This is a genomic window from Fusicatenibacter saccharivorans, assembly GCF_015557635.1.
GTDB lineage: Bacteria > Bacillota > Clostridia > Lachnospirales > Lachnospiraceae > Fusicatenibacter > Fusicatenibacter saccharivorans.
Map to the genome: position 1 here is coordinate 138610 of NZ_JADNOP010000002.1, position 18905 is coordinate 157514.

The following is an 18905-nucleotide window of genomic DNA, read 5'->3' on the forward strand; positions in this document are numbered from 1 at the left end:
TTTCTTCCTTCTTTCCATCTGTTCCAGCGCACAGTGTTTCCATCTGCGCACACTGTTTTGATTATACCATTTTCCGGCGCAGTTGAAAACCCTTGATTTAAAGAAGCTCTTTTAACTGAGCCGTGCGGTACGCCTCGATCAGTTCCTTTAATTCACGGATGCGCTGCCGGATCTGCCGTCCCTGATCCGTATCGCCGACTAACTGGCGCTTCATGTTGTACCGCACCGCCACCTGGCGGGAGACAATATCCTTCTCCTCCTGGATTGCTTTTTCCGTCGATTCAAACGGCTCGTGCGCGGTGAGGCTGAGGCCGTACGAGTTGTAAATCAGCGTGTAACCCGCGATGCCGGTTTCTTTGTGGTACGCCCTGCAGAAGCCGCCGTCGATGATCAGCACCTTGCCGCCGCATTTGACCGGGCTTTCACCGGCACTCTGGTGTACCGGGACGTGGCCGTTGATAATATGTACATTTTCACCGGCGAGCCCGAACTCCTGTAAGATCCGGTCCGCCGTCTCCTCTTTCTCGATCAGGCGGTAATACGCGTTTTTCACCTCGGTCCAGGTCTCTTTTTCTGCGAGGAAATACCGCTCAAATGTTGTCATCTTGTCGCGGCCGTACAGCGGGGAATTCGGCGCGGTCCACAGATACCACAGCGTATTGCGGCCCTGCTCCCGTTTTTTCGGATCGCGGCTTACAAATGCGCGGCGCACGTTGTGCTCGAGGATATCGTACAGTGCTTTTCCCTTGTATTTCTTTCCGTCGACCTGTACCTCTTTTAAGGTGCCGTCCTCATTCATCGGCATGCAGCCGTGGTACAGCAGATTTCCATTGTAGACGCGGTAGAGGCTTCCTTTTTTGAGCAGGAAATCGACGTGCGCCTGCAGTTTTTCGCTGTTTCGGAAGGCGAAGATCAGCTTATCGAGCACTTCTGCCTCTTTTTCTGTCAGCTCGTCCGGATGCGCCGGGTCGATCGTCGGAAAGCTCTTGTCGCGCAGAGCATACGTTTTCTCCCCAATCGTCACCGTTCCGTTCTGGTAATCGATCTTTTCCAGCAGACGGCGGTTTTCCATGCCGTACTCCGGGTTCTCACGGATCAGACGGTTCTCGAGCTTTAACTGCATTACGGTGATGGCCTTGTGCATGCGGCGCTCCAGCATCTGCTGGGAATTTCCGCTGTCCTCGCCGCCTTTTGCGGCAAAGCATTCGCACGGATCATCGCCGTACGTCTCGAGAGCAAAGGTGGCAAGCGGAAGCATATTGATGCCGTAGCCGTCCTCCAGCACATCGAGATTGCCGTAGTGGAGGCAGATGCGGATCGTGCTGGCCACGCACGCCGGCTGGCCGGTCGCAGCGCCCATCCAGAGCACATCGTGGTTACCCCACTGGATATCGAGGGAATGGTAATTCATCAGGCAGTCCATGATTTTATACGGCTCCGGACCGCGGTCAAAGATGTCGCCGATGATGTGGAGATGATCGACAACGAGCCGCTGAATCAGCTCTGCCACGGCGATGATGAAGTTTTCGGCGCTGCCGATTTCGAGGATGGTCTGGATGATCGCCTCGTAGTATGCTTCTTTATCGAGTACCTCCGGCTTTTCGGTGATCAGCTCCTCGATGATATAGCCATAATCCGCCGGCAGGGCTTTCCGCACTTTGGCGCGGGTGTATTTGGAAGAAACGATTTTGCAGACGTCGATCAGGCGGTACAGCATGACCTTGTACCAGTCATCGATGTCCTCCTGCTGCTTTTTCTCCATCTCCAGGCGCTCTCTCGGGTAATAGATAAGGGTTGCAAGCGCACGTTTTTCCGAAATGCCGAGCGTGTGGCCGAAGACATCGTCAATCTTCTTTCGCACGGCACCGGAACCGTTGCGGAGTACATGAGAAAAGGCTTCGTATTCGCCATGAATATCCGAAAGGAAATGCTCCGTGCCTTTGGGAAGGTTGATAACGGACTGCAGATTGATGATTTCGGTCGCTGCTTTTTCGATGGTCGGGTACAATTCTGCGAGATATTCCAGATAATTTTTTTCGTTTTCCATGAGGACCTCCTGCCTGGGTTGTTTTTTCTTATTTTATAACGAACTCCCCTTCGGCACAACCCTTTTTCTTCTTTCGATACACCGGGTGCGCCCCCTCGTGGAAGATATAATAGCTCACATAGTCCGTAAGAAAAATCCCAACCGCCGAGAGCAGATACCAGATCCCGAAAAACCACGGGCAGATTAATCCTTCACAGAGTGAAAACGGCAGCGTACTATAGTCCCACATACGGTAATGCAGCACCCGCAGGGAAAACATTCCCGAATACAGTTCGATGGCCGTGATCAGAACCGCAGATACCATCATCTGAAACGCCAGCGGAAAGCGGCGCAGCCCGGCGTCTTCCAGCATTCCGATTCCTGCAAGGGACAGTCCTCCGGCAATGCCCATCAGGCGGAAGCTGTAACCGCGGTAGGTGACTTCGATGGCAATATAAATGCAGTAGCCCAAAAGAAAAAACAGCAGATACTTCTTCGCTTTCATTCGTTTTTCTCCCATTCTAATTGAGAATCTTTTCTCTTATTCCCAGTATCTCTGTCTTTTCTCTTTTTATCCGCTTGCATTTTTTCTTTTCCATGTTACAATACTTTCATGTTTCGAAAGAAGTTTCGAATAGAAAGGACAGAAAAAAGAATGGCATTTAACCCAATAAAGTTAATGGAATTAAAAAATCTGAGAGACCGTTTCGCCCAAAACCACCCGAAGTTCGTAAAATTCATGAGCGATCTCGCATCCTCGCAGATCGAGGAGGGAACGATTCTCGAAGTCACGGTGAAAAAACCGGACGGCCGAACGATGGTTTCCAATATCAAGGTGACTGCTTCGGATCTTGAAATGCTGCAGGCAATCAAACAGATGTAACATATTTTTCGTGGCAAAAAGCCGCTTTCGACGAGCGGCAGGCTTTTGGACGCACGGTATTCCTCGAGATACTGCGTCACCGTCTTTCCCGTCATTTTCCGGAAGAGGCGGCAGCAGACCTCGCGGGACAGATGCACTTGCTCACCAAGCTTTTCGAGCGAAATCACGGATTCTTACCATTACTCCGATGCATTCCTGACGATCGAAGCGCCGTTCTACTTCCTGCTCGGCCTTCTCGCCGTCTACCGCACCTCGATTCAGAGTATGCAGAACGGACGCGCACCGTTTGCCGCATGCATGGTCGAGCTTGTGATGCGTCTTGCTGCTACCGTCTGGCTGTCACGCTTCTTAGGCTACACTGCCGTCTGCATCGCAAGCCCGCTTGCCTGGTTCGGTGCAATTGCACTGCTGATTCCAGTCTACTATCGGATGATGATGAAGCCTGTAAAAACAGTGTAATCAAAATTGGTCCACCGGATATTGATATGCCTGGCAACGCAAAACCCGGAATCCTTTCGCTCCTCTTCTGAGGTCTTGAAAAGATTCCGGGTTTTTTATTTTGCTGTTTTCTCTTCCCAGATTGTCTCCAGATTTTTTCCATCAATCCAGATACAGCGGTACACCCGCTTCATCTGCTCATCCAGTTCCGCTTCCCGGTCCGTCTTTACAATCACATGGCCGATCCGGTCAGTTCCATCTGCCATGGCAGAAACTTCATGCCCCTCCGGATAATCCAGGACAAGCTCCAGCCCTTCCTGACGCAGACGTTCGACCTGATCCCGGTCGATTTGTGTGATGGTTCCGCTTACCGGACTCAGCAGCAGTTTTGCCATGCACGGGCAGCTTTCCGTCTGCTGAAAATCCGTTTCTTCCCCGAGGGCGCTTTTGATCATCTGCTCATAAAAATCAAATCCGTAATACGTTGAAATCAGTTCCGGAATGCAGGTTGCCCCGGTTCTTCCGCCCATTTCAATGATCCAGACCTTCTCTCCGTCCACAAAGACATCCGCATTGACGGAGCACTGATCGGCACCGGATGCGGTGACGGCCAGCTGCATCTGGCGGGCAATTTCTTTCCGCAGTGCCCCGCTGCATCCATACGGAAATGCGTGGCCGACCGGAACGGTCGTGTGTGCACCGCGGTATACAAATTTCGTGTGCGGTGCCAGAAAGACCAGTTTGTGGTTCTGCACAAATCCATCCACGCCGATCTCCGTTCCGCGGAGGAATTTTTCAACCAGCACATAATCTCTTGCCGAACCGTTTCTCGCATTTTCATACGCTTCTTCGATCTGTCCGGAATGCTCCACCACGGTAATTCCGCGGCTTCCTGAACTGTCCACCCGTTTTACGACAACCGGGTATCCAAGCTGTTCTGCGGCTTTTTGTGCCTCCTCTGCGCTTCTTACCCGCATCCCGTCTGCCGCGGAAACGCCGCCCTGCCGGAATGCGTCTTTCATCTTTGCCTTATCGGTCAGAATTTCCGCCGCCTCATACGGAATGCCGGACAGATGCATCTTTTCACAGACATAGCCGATTGTGCTGACGGCCACATCGGTTCCCGATGTACAGATTCCGTCGATCTGTTCTTTTTCCGCCGCCGCAAGAATCGCTTCTTTATCCCGCGTATTCAGTTCATAAATTTTATCTGCAAGTGCAAACCCCGGATAATCGCCGGGAATACTCACTACGATCGTGTAAAGACCCATTCTGCGTGCAGTCCGTATCAGCGGCACCTGGTAAGTACTGGCACCTAAAATCATGATTTTTTTCACTTTTTTTCTTCCTCATCAGATACGTTAATGGTTTCCCGCACAATATACTGCGGCGTGCGGTTCAGAATCAGAATCATTTTTCCGAGATACTCTCCGATAATGCCGAGCACCATCAAAATCAGTCCGGAAAAAACAACAATCGTACAGATTGTGGAGGACCATCCAACCATCACATTCGGATCGATGAGCTTTCGGATTGCAATGATAATGGCTGCCAGAAAACCGCCCGCTGCGGAAATTCCACCGAGTACGGAAGACACCCGAAGGGGGATCACCGAATAGTTCCAGTAGGCGAGCCATAATTTGATCAGCTTCTTTAACGTATAGTTGGAGGTTCCCACCGCACGTTTGAAGTGCTCCACCTCCACATTCCCGATTTTGTGCGTTGTACGGTAAAAAATCCCATCAATATATGGATTAAAGCTGTCGTATTTGACCACTTCTTCCTTGATCTGACGGGTGATCATCCAGAAGTTGCTGGAAACAATATTTTTAGGGCGCCCGAGAAGAATCCGTGATGAGACTTCGTTTAATTTACTTGTGATATTTTTCAGGAAGGAATTTTTTCGTTTCGGATAATATCCGTAAACCAGATCATATCCTTCTTCCATTTTATGGATCAGTTTGCTGATCTGCGATGGATGTGTCTGCATATCATCATCCATACCAAGAATAAAATCTCCCTCCGTGTAGTGGAGTGCGGCCATCAGCGCATTATGCTGGCCAAAATTGCGCAGCAGATTGATTCCTTTGACATTTTTATACTGTTCTCCCAGCTTTTTGATCTCTCCATACGTATCATCTTTTGGAGATCCATCGTTTACCAGGACAAATTCACAGTCATATCCGTCCATTTTTTTGAATTCTTCCATCACCATCTCTACAACCTTCCGAATCGTTGCTTCGGAATTGTAGCATGGGATGACAATTGAAATCCGTTTCATTTCATTCCTCCATCGGTATCGTTCAGAATGCAGTCATAGAACAGCGGCGTTCCTCCTGTGTGAATAAAAAGCACATCACAGTTTTGCAGGTCATGTTCCTCGATATACTGCTTCATTCCCCAGAATGCTTTTCCGGTATAGGTTGGATCCAGCGGAAGTCCGTTCCGGCAGAACTCTTCCCGGATCACCTGCAGAATACGCTCATCGTACTGACCGTATCCGCCCTGGCGGTATCCCATTTCCAGGTGCAGTTCCTGCTCCCATCCTTCCGGCAGCAAAAGATGCTTCTTCTGAAAATAGTCCGAAATCCCGCTCTCCATAATGCGGATCGCGCGGTCGTACTCACGGGATGAAATAGAAAGACCGATAATCTGCTCGCTTCCCTGTTCGATCAGTTTTCCGCTCACCAGACCACTCTGCGTGGAGCCGGTCCCGGATGCTGCAAAGATATGAGAAAAGGAAACGTTCTGTTCTCTCTCCCACTCCAAAATCTCACGGTAGCCATCCACATAAGCCTGCACCGGTGTTCCTTCATTTCCGTTTCCGAATTTGTCGCCGAAAATATAATACGGCTGATATCCCTGCTCCGTCAGACGTTGCATGGTCTTTTCGACCGTCTGCGCAATCTCTGTTTTTCTGCACGGAATGACTTCGGCTCCGAGCCATTTCATCAGACGGCTGTTGTTGGTTTCGATCGGGTGTTCTTCGTTTTCTTCAGAAGAACAGATCATATAGCATGGAATTTTCTCGGCACAGCACAGATTGGCCAGCACGCGGCAGAGGTTGGATCTGCTGTTTCCGTAGATGATCATGCAGTCTTTGTTTTTCTCCTGCATATCCTGGAAAAAAGCACGTCCGATGCGGACTTTGTTTCCGCCTAAGGAAAACGGAAGAAGATCCTCCCGCTTGCAGTACAGGCGGACGCCTCTGTCGTTTGGAAATTCCAGTTTCTGAATTGGTGTCTGTATCATTGTTTCTCCTCTTTTATTCTTGTTTCAACTCACAGTCGGTATTTTCACGGAGTCTGACATGCCGAAAATAGTTCGACTGTGACTTGCCTCATGTCAGTGGAGGATACCGATTTTTCTCCGCCCGCCACTGCCGTTATGTTTCTTTTAACAATTCATCCCACCGCTTTAGAAGCAGGGGACTTCTTGTCTACTGGTGTTAAATTCCGGCATGCACCGGAAGCTTTTCCCTATTATAGACTATTTTTCTCTGCATGGCAAGCCGTGCCGGAAACAGGAAAAGCCCGCCGGTTTTTGTTTTCACATCTGCCGGCGGGCTTTGGGGATTTTTTACGTATTCTGTTTTTTCGTCCAAGATCTGTTCAGGCTTCCTGCGGTGCGGCAAGATTGGCCACAATCCGCGCCACCTGGGCTATCTCCGGGATTTTTGTGTACTCGGCGCAGCTGTGTACCTGATTCATCGAGGTTGCGATGACAAGCCCTTCGATGCCGTGCTGTGCAAAGACGTTGTTGTCGCTGCCGCCGAAAGTTTTTTCGAATGCAGCGGTCAGGCCTTCTTCTGCAACGGCGCTCTCGTAATGCCTTGCGGCATCGCTTGTCAGCGGCGTCTCATACGCATGGATATTCAACTTTTCTTCCCAGACCAGCTTCGCACCAATCTTCTCTGCTTCCTGCTGGAAGGTTCTGTGATATGTTTCCAGAAGCTCCATGGCCGTCTCGTGGTTCAGGCTTCGAATTTCGCCTTCGATCACGCAGCTTTCCGAAACGATGTTGGTACCGGAGCCGCCGCCGATTTTTCCGATGTTGGCAGTGGTGCTTTCATCCACGTGGCCCTGCGGAAGCTGTGCGATTGCGTGGGCGGCCGCCTGGATGCTGTTGATGCCGTCCTCCGGGTGGAAACCGGCGTGGGCGGCTTTTCCCTGGATTTTCGCCGCGAAGGAAACGAGTGTCGGTGCCGCGTAGGCGGCTGCACCGATCGCGCCGCTTAAATCCAGAACGTATGCTTCTTTTGCCTGCACCTGGCTGTAGTCGAAGGCATTTGCGCCTTTGCAGTACAGCTCCTCACCGACCGAGATCAGAATTTCGATCGGGCGGTGCGGTGTTTTGGTCTCGATGAGGTGGCGGACAGCTTCATAGATGACTGTCACACCGGCGAGGTCGTCGGCGCCAAGAACTGTCGTGCCGTCGCTCGTTACGGTTCCATCCTCATGGGAGACGGCTTTTTTTCCTTTTGCAGGCTCAACAGTGTCCATGTGGGCCGCAAAGAGAACCGGGGCTCCTGCAAGGCTGCCCGGAATGCGCGCGAACAGATTGCCCGCATTGGAGCCGGTCTGCTCCTGCGTATGATCTTCTGTAAGCGTAACCCCGATTTCGGCGAATTTTATTTTTAAGGTGTCCGCCATCTCGCGCTCCTCTAAGGACGGCGAATCGATAGATACCAGCTCCGCAAAAAAATCAGCAATTCTTTTCTCATCTATCATAATCTTTTCTCCTGCTCTTTGGCTGTGTCCGCAATTTAAATAACATACTCAGGCTGCGCCATAATATGCATCTTGCTGAAGAACTCCCGTGTTCTCTGATTCTGCGGATGCTCGAATACTTCTTTCGGTGTTCCGTCTTCTACTACGTGTCCTTTATCAAGGAAGATCACACGGTTCGACACATGGCGGATAAAGTTCATCTCATGGGAAACCAGAAGCATTGTATATCCCTGTGCCGCAACTTTTTTAATAACATCCAGAACCTCTCCAACCAGCTCCGGGTCAAGGGCTGAGGTCGGCTCGTCCAGCAGCAGAATCTGCGGTTTCATGGCGAGGGCTCTTGCGAGCGCCACCCTCTGCTGCTGTCCGCCGGACATATGTTTCGGATAATGGTTTGCCCATTTCTCCATGCCGACCAGTTTCAGTTCTTCTAATGCAATGGCTCTGGCCTCGTCTTTTTTCATCTTCTTGACAACAATCAGGCCTTCCATCACATTTTCCAGTGCGGTTTTCTTCTCAAACAGATTGAACCGCTGGAACACCATTCCTGTGTTCTGTCTTAAATACAGAAGCTCTTTCGGTTTCCGCTCGGAAAGGCCGATCACCTTGTCCCCGATCGTCACCGTTCCCTTCTCCGGTGTCTCAAGGCGGTTGACGCAGCGCAGAAGCGTTGATTTTCCGGTTCCGGAAGGACCGATGATTCCCACAACATCGCCCTGTCTGATCTCGAGGCTGATGTCGTCGAGCACCACGTTGTCGTTATATTTTTTTGATAAATGATCAATTTTTATCATTTTTCTTACCCTCCCCGTTTGCGGACGCCAGCTCTACCTGGTCCGGAATCCGGATTTTATTTTCAATTACGCGGATAATCTGCTCGATCACCAGCGTTACCAGCCAGTAAATGATAGCCAGTGAAACGTAAACTTCAAAGTAGCGATACGTTCTTCCTCCAATAATCTGGCCCTGTGCGGTAATCTCGACAACGGCGCAGGTAAAAGCAAGAGACGTTCCTTTGATGATACTGATAAAAGAGTTTCCAAGGGTCGGAAGCGCAACCTCAAAGGCCTCCGGCAGAATGATGCGGCGCAGTGTCTGCGGATACGTCATGCCGAGTGCATGTGCTGCTTCGATCTGGCCCGGGTCAACGGACTGCAGGGCCGAACGGATAATCTCAGCCATAAAGCCCGACTGGTTCAGTCCCAGAGCGATCATCGCATAGACGAAACCGGAAATATTGGCAACCGCCAGATTCGTTCCGAACTGCTGGTTGATTGCCTTGAACATCATGGGAATACCAAAGAACGCAACGTACAGCTGTACGATGACCGGCGTGCCGCGGAGCAGTGAAATCAGAAGATTCGTAATCTGCGTCAGCACTCTGATTTTTTTCATTTTGATGATCGCCATCACAAGTCCCAGTCCCAGTCCGATCAGCATAGAAACCACGGCCAGTTCCAGCGTGATCGGCAGCTTTGTCAGCAATTCTGGTATGGATGAAAATACCAGTGAAACGTCAAATAATTTTCCCATGATTTTTTTCCTCTCTTACACGTATTTTTCTACCAGTACACAGGTAAAGCCAAGATTTTTCTTCGGCTTTTTCGGCTCTTCGTCTTTCTTCGGTGCATGGTGGTCGTATACCGACAGGTCAGCGTCCGGATTCAGTTTGTAGCCTAATTTCTCATAAAAGCCTGCGGCGCGGTCCTGGCTCGTGATGACGATGTGATCGACACCGTATTCTTTCAGCCATTTCTCAGCGGCTTCGATCAGTACGCGGCCGTATCCGCTTTTCTGTTTTTCTCTGACAACACAGACACGCTCGATTTTTCCTGTCTTTTCCGCCGGAAATGCGATGCGGCAGCCGGCTACCGGCTTGTGATCTTCTGTCAGCAGAATTGCCTGCAGATCATCTTTGCTCTCGTCCTGTCCGAATTCCAGTTCAATCGGAATGTTCTGTCCCAAGCAGAACGCATCGGTTCTGACGTAATCATATGCTTTGTATTTCCACTCTTCGCTTCCCTTTTCTACCCGGTAAATTTCTGCCATGTTTTTCGCTCCTTTTAGAATCGGGAAACGGATGTTCTCGATCCGCTTCCCGTCTGTTTTGTAATCTCTTCTGTTTTTATTTCGAAAACGATATTCTAGTTTGGTGTCTCATCAAAGTATTTCTCGTCCGGGCTGGTGTCCACGCCGAGATACTCGGTTGTGATCTTGGAAAGAGTTCCGTCTTCTTTCATCTCTTTTAAGGCTTTGTCAACATCCTCGCGGAGTGCTGCGCCCTCTTCGTTCTTTCCAAACAGGAAGTAGGTATTGTTCTGCGGGAACAGGAAATCTTCGGTCTCCTCGTCGATCTCGTTTGCTTCCAGCTGACCTTCCAGTCCGAACTGCGGAAGCAGGTTGTCGATGATCGGTCCGTCGTCGATTGCCACATCAGCGGTTCCATCTACGATGTGCTGGTAGCGGACCTGGAAGTTTGCATTGGAATATACGATATTGATCTGGTGATCCGGGTTGTCTGTATTCCATTTTTCCAGTGCATTTGCGGTAAGGCTTCCTGAACTCAGCTCAATTTTGTATCCGCGGTCTGCCAGATCGGTAAGAGAAGTCAGCGGCTCATCGCCGGTTCTCTGAATGTATTCGTTGAAGCTGGTTTTATATGGTAAAGAGAAGTAGTAGGATTCTGCTCTCTCATCGGTATATCCATAGTTGTTGACTGCGATGTCGTACTGACCGCTCAGCACACCCTGCAGTGCATCTGCCTGCTCAATTTTCAGTTCATACTGCGGAAGGCGGTTGAACACTTCTTTTACGATATCGATATCGACACCGGTCAGCTCGTTGTCATCATTTACGTAAAAGTACGGTGCCAGTGTGCCGCTTGTTACAGCTTTGATCACTTTTTTCTCACCGGAATCCGATGCGGAGCTGCCTTCTGCGGAAGATGATGCTGCGGAACCGCTGCTGCTTCCTGCATTTGCTGATGCATTGCTTCCGCATCCTGCAAAGCTTGCTGCCAAAAGGCCCGCTGCTGCCAATACTGCCCAGAATTTCTTTGTCTTTTTCATAATAAAATCCTCCTCATTTCCTCGTTTTTTTCTGTTCCGGCCGCGCCCCGGCTGCCTGAGAGTGTTCCACCAAGGTGCCCCGGATTCTTCTGTTTTTCTTATAAAAGTCCTTTCAGCGGATTAATCGATGCATCCACGGAAAGTACGCCGTTCTTCGGGTTTCTGTCTTCCCATTTCGGGCTGTTCCAGATGGTTTTTGAGATTTCTCCTGCGTAATCCTCGTAGGTCTCTCCCTCCGGATGGTGAAGGAATACTTCGTCCGGTGTTTTGCTGAGTGTTCTTCTCGATCCATCGTCTGCCATCAGCTTCTCGAAATCTACTTTTGCAAGGATTCGTTCGTTGTATCCGCGGAAGAGAACCTCGCCTAATTTCTTTCCAGGTCTCGAAAGTGCCAGCACCTGCGGATCGCTTCCGTGACGGAAGGCCGGGATCGCATACAGTTCTTTTAAGTAGCCCCAGATATTTTTGTAATCACGAATCGGTTTCTTCACCGGTCCTACGTTGTGGAAGTAACTGACATCCCAACGGATCAGAGTGACGTAAGCGCGGACATCGCTGTCGGTGATGTAGTCGCCGAACAGGAAACGGTTCGTCTCCAGCCGTTTGTCCAGCTTATCGAGGGATTCATAGAAATCTTCGTATGCCTCATCGTATGCTTCCGGTGACTGGCAGAATGCCATGCGGTAATGGCCGTTGTTGACATGCGGGAAGAGCCAGTCGTTAAACTCATCGATCTCTTTCCGAAATTTTTTCGGGTACAGGTCCGGCGCATCTTTTGGCTGGAATGGACGGAACTGCACTTCGAGGTAGTTCGTCAGGCGGTGATAATCGTTGTTCACAGCCTTTTTCTCTTTGACATCCACCAGAGTCGGTGTCGTTGCTCTTCCTTGGAAGTCCGGGTTTGCTCTTTTATAGAACTCACTTAAGAAGTAAGCGCCTGTCGCCGGATCCTTGAAATCCGGATACTGTCCGAATGCATGTCCGTAACGGTTTGTCTCACCGGATGGAGAAACTCTCGTCTCCGAGATCACATCCTGCAGTCCTAAAAGCTCCCGCACGATGATCGGACGGTTGGACCAGTTGCATCCGGTTGCCCAGTAGATCCCGAAGCGGTTTGCTTCTGCTTTCAGGTCGCCTTCTTTATCGCCGAATGGCTGGATAAATGCATTTGGCTGACGGATGAAAGCGCCGCGCTCATCGATCTCTACAAGGGTTTCATTTGGTCTTGGGTCTACTCCGACTTCTGCTGCAAACTGTTCTGCCAGTGCATCGGTGTATTTGATTTCTTCGGTTTCTTTATTTTCAACTGGGGTGAAGCTGCATCCGCATCCGCTCATGTTTTTGTCCTCCGTTTTCTACATCTGTTTATTATCTATTCTTATGTTGTTCATTCGCATTTCTTTTAAAAAAGGTTAAAAAAATAGCAGGCATTCGTTCCGGCCTGCCCGCACATGCAATTTCTGCTATGCTTTTTCTGCCTGCGAATGTTTCTTATTTTTCTTTATTCTGATTGGAGCTGCAGCAACAGCAACAACACATCTCCATCATTCTGTTCTCCTGCATTCGTCTGTTGTCTGTTTTTTTCATTTGCTGTTCTCCTTTCCTACTAAGTCGATATGTTTAATGTGTTTCTCGATTACATGGCATATTATAATGCATATTTTTTCTATGTGCAACCCCTAAAACGCCTTTTGGTAATTGTTATTTCGATGAATCGCTTATAGGTTTTTCCTATTGGTTAGTCATACCAGAAAGATATTACTTATCACACCTGTAGGCTGATTTTGCTTTTTCCTACCAACCGCCGCAACTTTTGCAATGTGCTCAACAATTCTTGCCATGGCTTTTTTCTTTGAAAACGATACAATAAAAAGCAAAGAACACCACTTGCAAAATACAATGTACTCTCGGAATCTTTCTGTGCTTGTTTTTGTGAGATGATTTTTTGTCAGTTGTGCCCAAATTTCTGAGGCGTACGCGGTGCGTACGTTGATGAAATTCGGGTGCAGCTGGCGGAAAATCAGCCGCAAAGGCAAGTGCAGAAAGATTCCGAGAGTACATTACAAAATAAAGGAGAGTTTTTCTTATGGAAATGACATTTCGCTGGTATGGTTCCAAATTTGATACCGTTACCTTAGAGCAGATCCGCCAGATTCCGGGCGTAACCGGAGTCATCACAACCCTGTACGACACTACCCCGGGCGAGGTGTGGACACGCGAAGCGATTCACGCGTTAAAAGAAGAGGTTGAGGCCTCTGGACTTCACATCTCCGGCATCGAGAGCGTCAACATCCACGACGCCATCAAAATCGGCAGCCCGGACCGTGAGCAGTACATCGATAATTATATTGAAACGTTAAAGCACCTCGGCAAGGAAGATATTCACCTTGTCTGCTATAACTTCATGCCGGTCTTCGACTGGACCAGAACAGAACTCGCACGCGTCCGTCCGGACGGCTCGACCGTACTTGCCTACAAACAGTCCGCCGTAGACGCACTTGTTCCGGAAAAAATGTTTGAATCTATCGCAGGTGATGCAAACGGCGCAATTCTTCCTGGCTGGGAGCCGGAGCGCATGGCAAAAGTGAAAGAGCTCTTTGACGCTTACCGCGATGTGGATGATGAGAAACTGTTTGCCAACCTCAAATACTTCCTCGAACGCATCATGCCGGTCTGCAACGAGTACGACATCAAAATGGCCATTCACCCGGACGACCCGGCATGGAGTATCTTCGGTCTTCCGAGAATCATCATTAATAAAGAAAACATTCTGCGCATGATGAAGATGGTCGATGACCCGCACAACGGCGTGACCTTCTGCTCGGGCTCCTACGGAACGAACCTGGAGAACGATCTGCCGGATATGATCCGTTCCTTAAAGGGCCGCATCCACTTCGCTCACGTCCGCAATCTGAAATTCCACAGCCAGCAGGATTTCGAGGAGGCCGCACACCTTTCCTCTGACGGCAGCTTCGATATGTATGAGATCATGAAAGCGCTGTACGACATCGGCTTTGACGGCCTGATCCGCCCGGACCACGGACGTATGATCTGGGGCGAGAAGGCAATGCCGGGCTATGGACTGTATGACCGCGCACTCGGCGCGACTTATTTAAACGGACTCTGGGAAGCTATTGACAAGAGTCACAAACGTGGAATTTAAAGGAGGTTTTTACTGATGTCTCTTAACTTAACAGCTGCCGGACTGGCAGATCAAAAAGCGTGGGAAGCCGCAGGCTATGCGCTTCCATCCTATGACCGCGAAGCAATGATCACCCGCACGAAAGAATCTCCGTGCTGGGTGCATTTCGGAGCCGGAAATATTTTCCGTGCCTTCCAGGCAAATACAGCACAGGAACTGCTGAACAACGGTACCTTTGACCGCGGTGTCATCGTCGCAGAGGGCTTCGATACAGAAATCATCCGTGATATGTACCAGCCGCACGATAATTTAAGCATTCTGGTGACCTTAAAAGCCGATGGTTCTGTCGAGAAAACCGTTGTTGGAAGCATCGCAGAATCGCTGGCTGCCGATACGGCGTATTCTCCGGATTTTGCCCGGTTAAAAGAAATCTTTACCAAGGATTCCCTGCAGATGGCGACGTTTACGATCACCGAAAAGGGATATTCCATGAAAAACGGTGCGGGCGAACTGCTGCCGTCTGTTGCTGCCGATTTTGCTGCCGGACCTTCTTCCGTTACCAGCTATATGGGAAAAGTTGCTTCTCTTTTATATGAAAGATTTCTTGCAGGCGAAAAACCGGTTGCGATGGTCAGCACCGACAACTGCTCCCACAATGGCGAAAAACTTTCCCTTGCCCTGACAGCCTACGCTTCTGCATGGGAAGAAAACAAGCTGGTACAGCCAGGCTTCCTCTCCTATCTGCAGAACCCGGAAAAAGTCAGCTTCCCGTGGACCATGATCGACAAGATCACCCCGCGGCCGGATGCTTCCATCGAAAAGATGCTCGAGGAGGACGGCCTCGCCAATGCACAGCCGATTATCACCTCCCGCCACACCTACGTTGCTCCGTTCGTCAATGCAGAGGAATGCCAGTACCTCGTAGTCGAAGATCATTTCCCGAACGGACGGCCGCCGATGGAAAAGAGCGGATGGATCTTTACCGACCGGGAAACTGTCAACAAAACAGAGCGCATGAAGGTCTGCACCTGCCTGAACCCGCTGCATACCGCACTCGCTGTGTTCGGCTGCCTGCTGGACTATGAACTGATCAGTGATGAGATGAAAAATCCGGTGCTGAAAAAGCTCGTGGAGCGCATCGGATATGTGGAAGGACTTCCGGTTGTCACCGATCCTGGCATTCTCTCTCCGAAGCAGTTTATCGATGAAGTGCTGAACATCCGCGTCCCGAACCCGTTTATGCCGGATACGCCGCAGCGAATTGCAACCGATACGTCACAGAAGCTGTCGATCCGGTTCGGTGAGACGATCAAATCGTATCTTGCTTCTCCGGAGCTGTCACTCTCGGATCTTCAGGCAATTCCGGCTGTATTTGCGGGATGGCTGCGGTATCTGATGGGCGTGGATGACAACGGCGATGCATTTGATCTGAGCCCGGATCCGCTGCTTGCCACGGTCCGCCCGTATGTGCAGGATCTGAAACTCGGCGCACCGGCTGACCGCGAGACCCTTTCCAAAACTCTGGCTCCGCTGCTCTCCGATGCTTCGATTTTCGGTGTGGATCTGATTTCCGCCGGACTTTCTGACCGTGTGCTGAATGCTTTTGTCTCGATGCTTCAGGGACCTGGCGCTGTGACAGATACGCTTGCTGCGCTGACTGCTCAATTCTAAAAGGGAGGTATTTCCATATGAAACCTTTTATGGACGCTGACTTTCTGCTGCAGACCGATACGGCGAAAACGCTGTACCACGAGGCAACTGAAAAAATGCCCATTTTTGACTATCACAACCATCTGAATCCGCAGGAGATTCTCGAAGACCGCCAGATGGAGAATCTGACACGCGTCTGGCTCGGCGGGGATCATTATAAATGGCGTGCCATGCGTGCGATGGGCTTTTCGGAGGATCTGATCACCGGAAACGCCGATGATTACGACAAATATCTGGCGTTTGCCGAGACGATTGAGAACGCGATCGGCAATCCTTTATACCACTGGACACATCTGGAGCTGCAGCGGTATTTCGGCATCACGACACCGCTCTCCCGCGCAACAGCGAAGGAGATCTGGGATGAGGCGAATGCAAAACTGCAGACGAAGGACTTTACCGTGCGCAATCTGATTCTGAACCAGCATGTGTCGCATCTGTGCACCACCGACGATCCTGTAGATGATCTGCACTGCCATCTGGCATTACATAAGGAAGACTTTGCCTGCCGCGTTCTGCCGTCCTTCCGCCCGGACCGCGCCGTTCATCTCGAGAAGCCGGATTTCCCGGAATATGTGGAAAAGCTTGCCGCTGCCGCCGGCAGGACGATTGCATCCGCGGAGGATATGGTGCATGCCCTCTCCTGCCGCCTCGACTTCTTCCTCTCCGCCGGCTGCGTTGTCAGCGACCACAGCCTTGAGGGCTGCTTCTATGTGCCATGCACGGCTGCTGAGGCGAATGACGTATTTGAGAAACGCATGAACGGCGGTGCTCTCACTGAAAAAGAGCTCGGCATGTACAAGGGCTTCCTTCTGACGAACCTCGGACGGCTGTATCATAAGCACAATATCGCCATGCAGCTTCATATCAAAGCACTCCGCAACAACTCGAAGCGGATGTTCCGTGCGCTCGGTGCCGATACCGGCTTTGACAGCATGAACGATTTCGCCTTTGCCCCGATGCTCGGTGCTTTCTTAAACGATATGGACGAGGATGACGCACTGCCGAAAACCGTGCTCTACTCCCTGAACCCGGGCGACAACCCGATGCTTGCAAGCATGGCCGGAAACTTTGCTGCGCCTGGCATCCGCTCAAAAGTGCAGTTCGGTACCGCATGGTGGTTCAACGATCACAAATACGGCATGGAATCCCAGCTTGCGACGCTTTCCAGCATCGGCATGCTCTCCACCTTCATCGGCATGCTGACCGACTCCCGCAGCTTCCTCTCTTTCCCACGCCACGAATATTTCCGCCGGATTCTCTGCAATCAAATCGGAAACTGGGTGGAAAACGGGGAGTACCCGGCGAACCTGGATTTTCTGAAAGAGATGGTGGAAAATATCAGCTACAACAATGCTGTTTCGTATTTCCTGTGATTTTCGCATGCCTTATTGACAATTATTCCCACATACCGTACAATAAAAGGGATTACTGATCAACGAAAGGATTACAGAAACATGGACGACTCAGGCAGTATGCCTCGACGATGCTTTATTTTCATCATTTGATAAACGGAGACATAATCTATCTTTGATTCCGCCAGATTCAAGATAGGTTATGTCTTTTTGTACATTTTTTGCATCGTGTCCCGGTTTCCTAAGAAAGGAAAAACAAATGAACAGCGACATTGTGTCACTCATCATCATTCTTATCTGCGTCATGCTCTCAGCCTACTTTTCGGCGACGGAGACTTCTTTCACCTCGCTGAACCGCATCCGCATGAAAAATATGGCAGAAAAAGGCGACAAGCGGGCGGAACTGGTGTTAAAGTTGCTGGAGAACTTTGACAAGCTGCTCTCCACGATTCTCGTCGGCAACAACATCGTCAACATCGGACTCAGCTCCCTTGCCACGGTGCTTTTTATCAAGCTTCTCGGCGGCGACTCCGGTGCGACGGTTTCCACGATCGTAACCACTATCGTGGTCCTGATCTTCGGCGAAGTTTCCCCGAAAAGCATTGCAAAAGAATCCCCGGAGACGATCGCCAAATTTTCCGCACCGTTTCTCCACATTCTGATGATCGTGCTGACCCCGGTGACGTTTCTCTTTTCCCAGTGGAAGAAGCTGCTCTCCCGCATCTTCAAATCCTCGGAAAACCACGGCATCACCGATGAGGAACTGATGACCATCGTCGAGGAGGCGACCCAGGAGGGCGACATCGACGACCAGGAAGGCGATCTGATTCAGAATGCAATCGGCTTCATGGAGATGGAGGCCGCAGAGATTTTTACTCCGCGTGTCAACGTCATCGGCATTCCGCTCGATGCGACGAAATCCGAGATCGCTAAGACTTTCTCCGACACCGGATTTTCCCGGCTGCCGGTGTATGATGATGATATCGACCACATTGTGGGAATTGTGTATCAGAAGGATTTCCACAACCACATTTACCACACCAACAAACCGCTAAGCAGCATCATCCGCCCGGCGCTCTTTGTAACCGAGAATACGAAGGTCGGCCCGCTGCTGAAAAAAATGCAGGCGAAGAAATCGCATATTGCCATTATCATTGATGAATTCGGCGGCACCGACGGTATCATCACCATGGAAGATATCCTCGAAGAGCTCGTCGGCGAAATCTGGGATGAGCATGATGCGGTTGTACAGGAAATCCAGAAAGTTTCCGAAAACGAATACCTCGTGACCGGAACGGCAAGCATCGACAAGGTGTATGAAGAGCTCGATATTGACAAAGAATTTGACGTCTTTACGGTCAGCGGATGGATCATGGGGATCCTCGAGCGCGTGCCAAAGGAAGGCGATCATTTCGTCTCGGATGGCCTCGACGTAACCGTACTGAAAATGGCAGACCGGAGAGTCGACAAGGTACGGATCGTGCGGCTGCCGAAGGATGAAAATGAACAGTAAGTAATTGATACGATTTACACGCAAAAAACGGATCGAACATCTG

General features: G+C 50.3%; 18 protein-coding genes. 6 read left to right on the forward strand and 12 right to left on the reverse strand.

Features of this window, described 5'->3' with window-relative positions; all coding sequences use genetic code 11:
* Positions 1-97: 97 nt before the first annotated feature.
* Both I2G42_RS02565 and I2G42_RS02570 read right to left on the reverse strand, forming a co-directional pair.
* Positions 98-2047 carry a fructose-1,6-bisphosphatase gene (locus tag I2G42_RS02565; RefSeq protein WP_117509472.1) on the reverse strand — a complete coding sequence of 650 codons (1950 nt, stop codon included), beginning with the start codon at positions 2045-2047 and terminating at the stop codon, positions 98-100.
* A gap of 28 nt (positions 2048-2075) precedes the next feature.
* Positions 2076-2531 (reverse strand): putative ABC transporter permease, encoded by a 456-nt coding sequence (locus tag I2G42_RS02570; RefSeq protein ID WP_195530695.1) that lies wholly within the window; start codon positions 2529-2531, stop codon positions 2076-2078.
* Positions 2532-2681: 150 nt separating this feature from the next.
* Here I2G42_RS02570 and I2G42_RS02575 point away from each other — a divergent pair, with 150 nt between their 5' ends.
* Together I2G42_RS02575 and I2G42_RS02580 are read left to right on the forward strand one after the other, a co-directional pair.
* Positions 2682-2909, forward strand: coding sequence for a hypothetical protein (locus tag I2G42_RS02575; protein WP_055227276.1), 228 nt, complete (start codon positions 2682-2684; stop codon positions 2907-2909).
* A gap of 45 nt (positions 2910-2954) precedes the next feature.
* Positions 2955-3368 (forward strand): hypothetical protein, encoded by a 414-nt coding sequence (locus tag I2G42_RS02580; RefSeq protein WP_243033838.1) that lies wholly within the window; start codon positions 2955-2957, stop codon positions 3366-3368.
* Positions 3369-3463: 95 nt separating this feature from the next.
* Here the strand turns inward: I2G42_RS02580 and I2G42_RS02585 are convergent, their stop codons facing one another.
* From I2G42_RS02585 to I2G42_RS02625, 10 genes are all read right to left on the reverse strand, one after another.
* The gene (locus I2G42_RS02585; protein WP_195530696.1) at positions 3464-4684 is read right to left on the reverse strand and encodes an ATP-binding protein; all 1221 of its coding nucleotides are present in this window, start codon (positions 4682-4684) and stop codon (positions 3464-3466) included.
* Positions 4681-5628, reverse strand: coding sequence for a glycosyltransferase family 2 protein (locus tag I2G42_RS02590; protein WP_118600713.1), 948 nt, complete (start codon positions 5626-5628; stop codon positions 4681-4683). Before I2G42_RS02590 ends, I2G42_RS02585 begins: the two co-directional genes overlap by 4 nt.
* Positions 5625-6599, reverse strand: a complete 975-nt coding sequence (locus I2G42_RS02595; protein WP_055227284.1) for a 1-aminocyclopropane-1-carboxylate deaminase/D-cysteine desulfhydrase — start codon at positions 6597-6599, stop codon at positions 5625-5627. Before I2G42_RS02595 ends, I2G42_RS02590 begins: the two co-directional genes overlap by 4 nt.
* Positions 6600-6795: 196 nt before the next feature.
* Positions 6796-6951: a hypothetical protein gene (locus I2G42_RS16230; RefSeq protein ID WP_207741834.1), complete on the reverse strand. Its 156-nt coding sequence runs from the start codon at positions 6949-6951 to the stop codon at positions 6796-6798.
* A 7-nt stretch (positions 6952-6958) separates the two neighbouring features.
* Positions 6959-8077 (reverse strand): M20/M25/M40 family metallo-hydrolase, encoded by a 1119-nt coding sequence (locus I2G42_RS02600; protein ID WP_207741835.1) that lies wholly within the window; start codon positions 8075-8077, stop codon positions 6959-6961.
* Positions 8078-8112: 35 nt separating this feature from the next.
* Positions 8113-8871, reverse strand: a complete 759-nt coding sequence (locus I2G42_RS02605) for an amino acid ABC transporter ATP-binding protein (RefSeq protein WP_117801468.1) — start codon at positions 8869-8871, stop codon at positions 8113-8115.
* A complete protein-coding gene (locus tag I2G42_RS02610; protein WP_022462083.1) occupies positions 8858-9610 on the reverse strand; it encodes an amino acid ABC transporter permease in 753 nt (250 codons plus the stop codon). Before I2G42_RS02610 ends, I2G42_RS02605 begins: the two co-directional genes overlap by 14 nt.
* A 15-nt stretch (positions 9611-9625) precedes the next feature.
* Positions 9626-10126 carry a GNAT family N-acetyltransferase gene (locus tag I2G42_RS02615; RefSeq protein ID WP_195530697.1) on the reverse strand — a complete coding sequence of 167 codons (501 nt, stop codon included), beginning with the start codon at positions 10124-10126 and terminating at the stop codon, positions 9626-9628.
* A 95-nt stretch (positions 10127-10221) separates the two neighbouring features.
* A complete protein-coding gene (locus I2G42_RS02620) occupies positions 10222-11145 on the reverse strand; it encodes a transporter substrate-binding domain-containing protein (protein WP_055227295.1) in 924 nt (307 codons plus the stop codon).
* A gap of 98 nt (positions 11146-11243) precedes the next feature.
* Positions 11244-12482, reverse strand: a complete 1239-nt coding sequence (locus tag I2G42_RS02625; protein ID WP_070103196.1) for a glutathione S-transferase C-terminal domain-containing protein — start codon at positions 12480-12482, stop codon at positions 11244-11246.
* A gap of 749 nt (positions 12483-13231) precedes the next feature.
* Here I2G42_RS02625 and uxuA point away from each other — a divergent pair.
* From uxuA to I2G42_RS02645, 4 genes are all read left to right on the forward strand, one after another.
* The gene (uxuA, locus tag I2G42_RS02630; protein ID WP_055227297.1) at positions 13232-14308 is read left to right on the forward strand and encodes a mannonate dehydratase; all 1077 of its coding nucleotides are present in this window, start codon (positions 13232-13234) and stop codon (positions 14306-14308) included.
* Between the two features lie 15 nt (positions 14309-14323).
* Positions 14324-15958, forward strand: a complete 1635-nt coding sequence (locus I2G42_RS02635; protein WP_055227299.1) for a mannitol dehydrogenase family protein — start codon at positions 14324-14326, stop codon at positions 15956-15958.
* Positions 15959-15975: 17 nt separating this feature from the next.
* Positions 15976-17370, forward strand: a complete 1395-nt coding sequence (gene uxaC, locus I2G42_RS02640) for a glucuronate isomerase (protein WP_195530698.1) — start codon at positions 15976-15978, stop codon at positions 17368-17370.
* A 238-nt stretch (positions 17371-17608) separates the two neighbouring features.
* Positions 17609-18862, forward strand: coding sequence for an HlyC/CorC family transporter (locus I2G42_RS02645; RefSeq protein WP_055227303.1), 1254 nt, complete (start codon positions 17609-17611; stop codon positions 18860-18862).
* Positions 18863-18905 lie beyond the last annotated feature (43 nt).

What these genes read in the sequence shown, in the direction of transcription:
- I2G42_RS02565 (WP_117509472.1), bottom strand. Translation starts at nt 2,047, where the DNA reads ATGGAAAACGAAAAAAATTATCTGGAATATCTCGCAGAATTGTACCCG.
- I2G42_RS02570 (WP_195530695.1), bottom strand. Translation starts at nt 2,531, where the DNA reads ATGAAAGCGAAGAAGTATCTGCTGTTTTTTCTTTTGGGCTACTGCATT.
- I2G42_RS02575 (WP_055227276.1), top strand. Translation starts at nt 2,682, where the DNA reads ATGGCATTTAACCCAATAAAGTTAATGGAATTAAAAAATCTGAGAGAC.
- I2G42_RS02590 (WP_118600713.1), bottom strand. Translation starts at nt 5,628, where the DNA reads ATGAAACGGATTTCAATTGTCATCCCATGCTACAATTCCGAAGCAACG.
- I2G42_RS02595 (WP_055227284.1), bottom strand. Translation starts at nt 6,599, where the DNA reads ATGATACAGACACCAATTCAGAAACTGGAATTTCCAAACGACAGAGGC.
- I2G42_RS02600 (WP_207741835.1), bottom strand. Translation starts at nt 8,077, where the DNA reads ATGATAGATGAGAAAAGAATTGCTGATTTTTTTGCGGAGCTGGTATCT.
- I2G42_RS02605 (WP_117801468.1), bottom strand. Translation starts at nt 8,871, where the DNA reads ATGATAAAAATTGATCATTTATCAAAAAAATATAACGACAACGTGGTG.
- I2G42_RS02610 (WP_022462083.1), bottom strand. Translation starts at nt 9,610, where the DNA reads ATGGGAAAATTATTTGACGTTTCACTGGTATTTTCATCCATACCAGAA.
- I2G42_RS02615 (WP_195530697.1), bottom strand. Translation starts at nt 10,126, where the DNA reads ATGGCAGAAATTTACCGGGTAGAAAAGGGAAGCGAAGAGTGGAAATAC.
- I2G42_RS02620 (WP_055227295.1), bottom strand. Translation starts at nt 11,145, where the DNA reads ATGAAAAAGACAAAGAAATTCTGGGCAGTATTGGCAGCAGCGGGCCTT.
- I2G42_RS02625 (WP_070103196.1), bottom strand. Translation starts at nt 12,482, where the DNA reads ATGAGCGGATGCGGATGCAGCTTCACCCCAGTTGAAAATAAAGAAACC.
- uxuA (WP_055227297.1), top strand. Translation starts at nt 13,232, where the DNA reads ATGGAAATGACATTTCGCTGGTATGGTTCCAAATTTGATACCGTTACC.
- I2G42_RS02635 (WP_055227299.1), top strand. Translation starts at nt 14,324, where the DNA reads ATGTCTCTTAACTTAACAGCTGCCGGACTGGCAGATCAAAAAGCGTGG.
- uxaC (WP_195530698.1), top strand. Translation starts at nt 15,976, where the DNA reads ATGAAACCTTTTATGGACGCTGACTTTCTGCTGCAGACCGATACGGCG.
- I2G42_RS02645 (WP_055227303.1), top strand. Translation starts at nt 17,609, where the DNA reads ATGAACAGCGACATTGTGTCACTCATCATCATTCTTATCTGCGTCATG.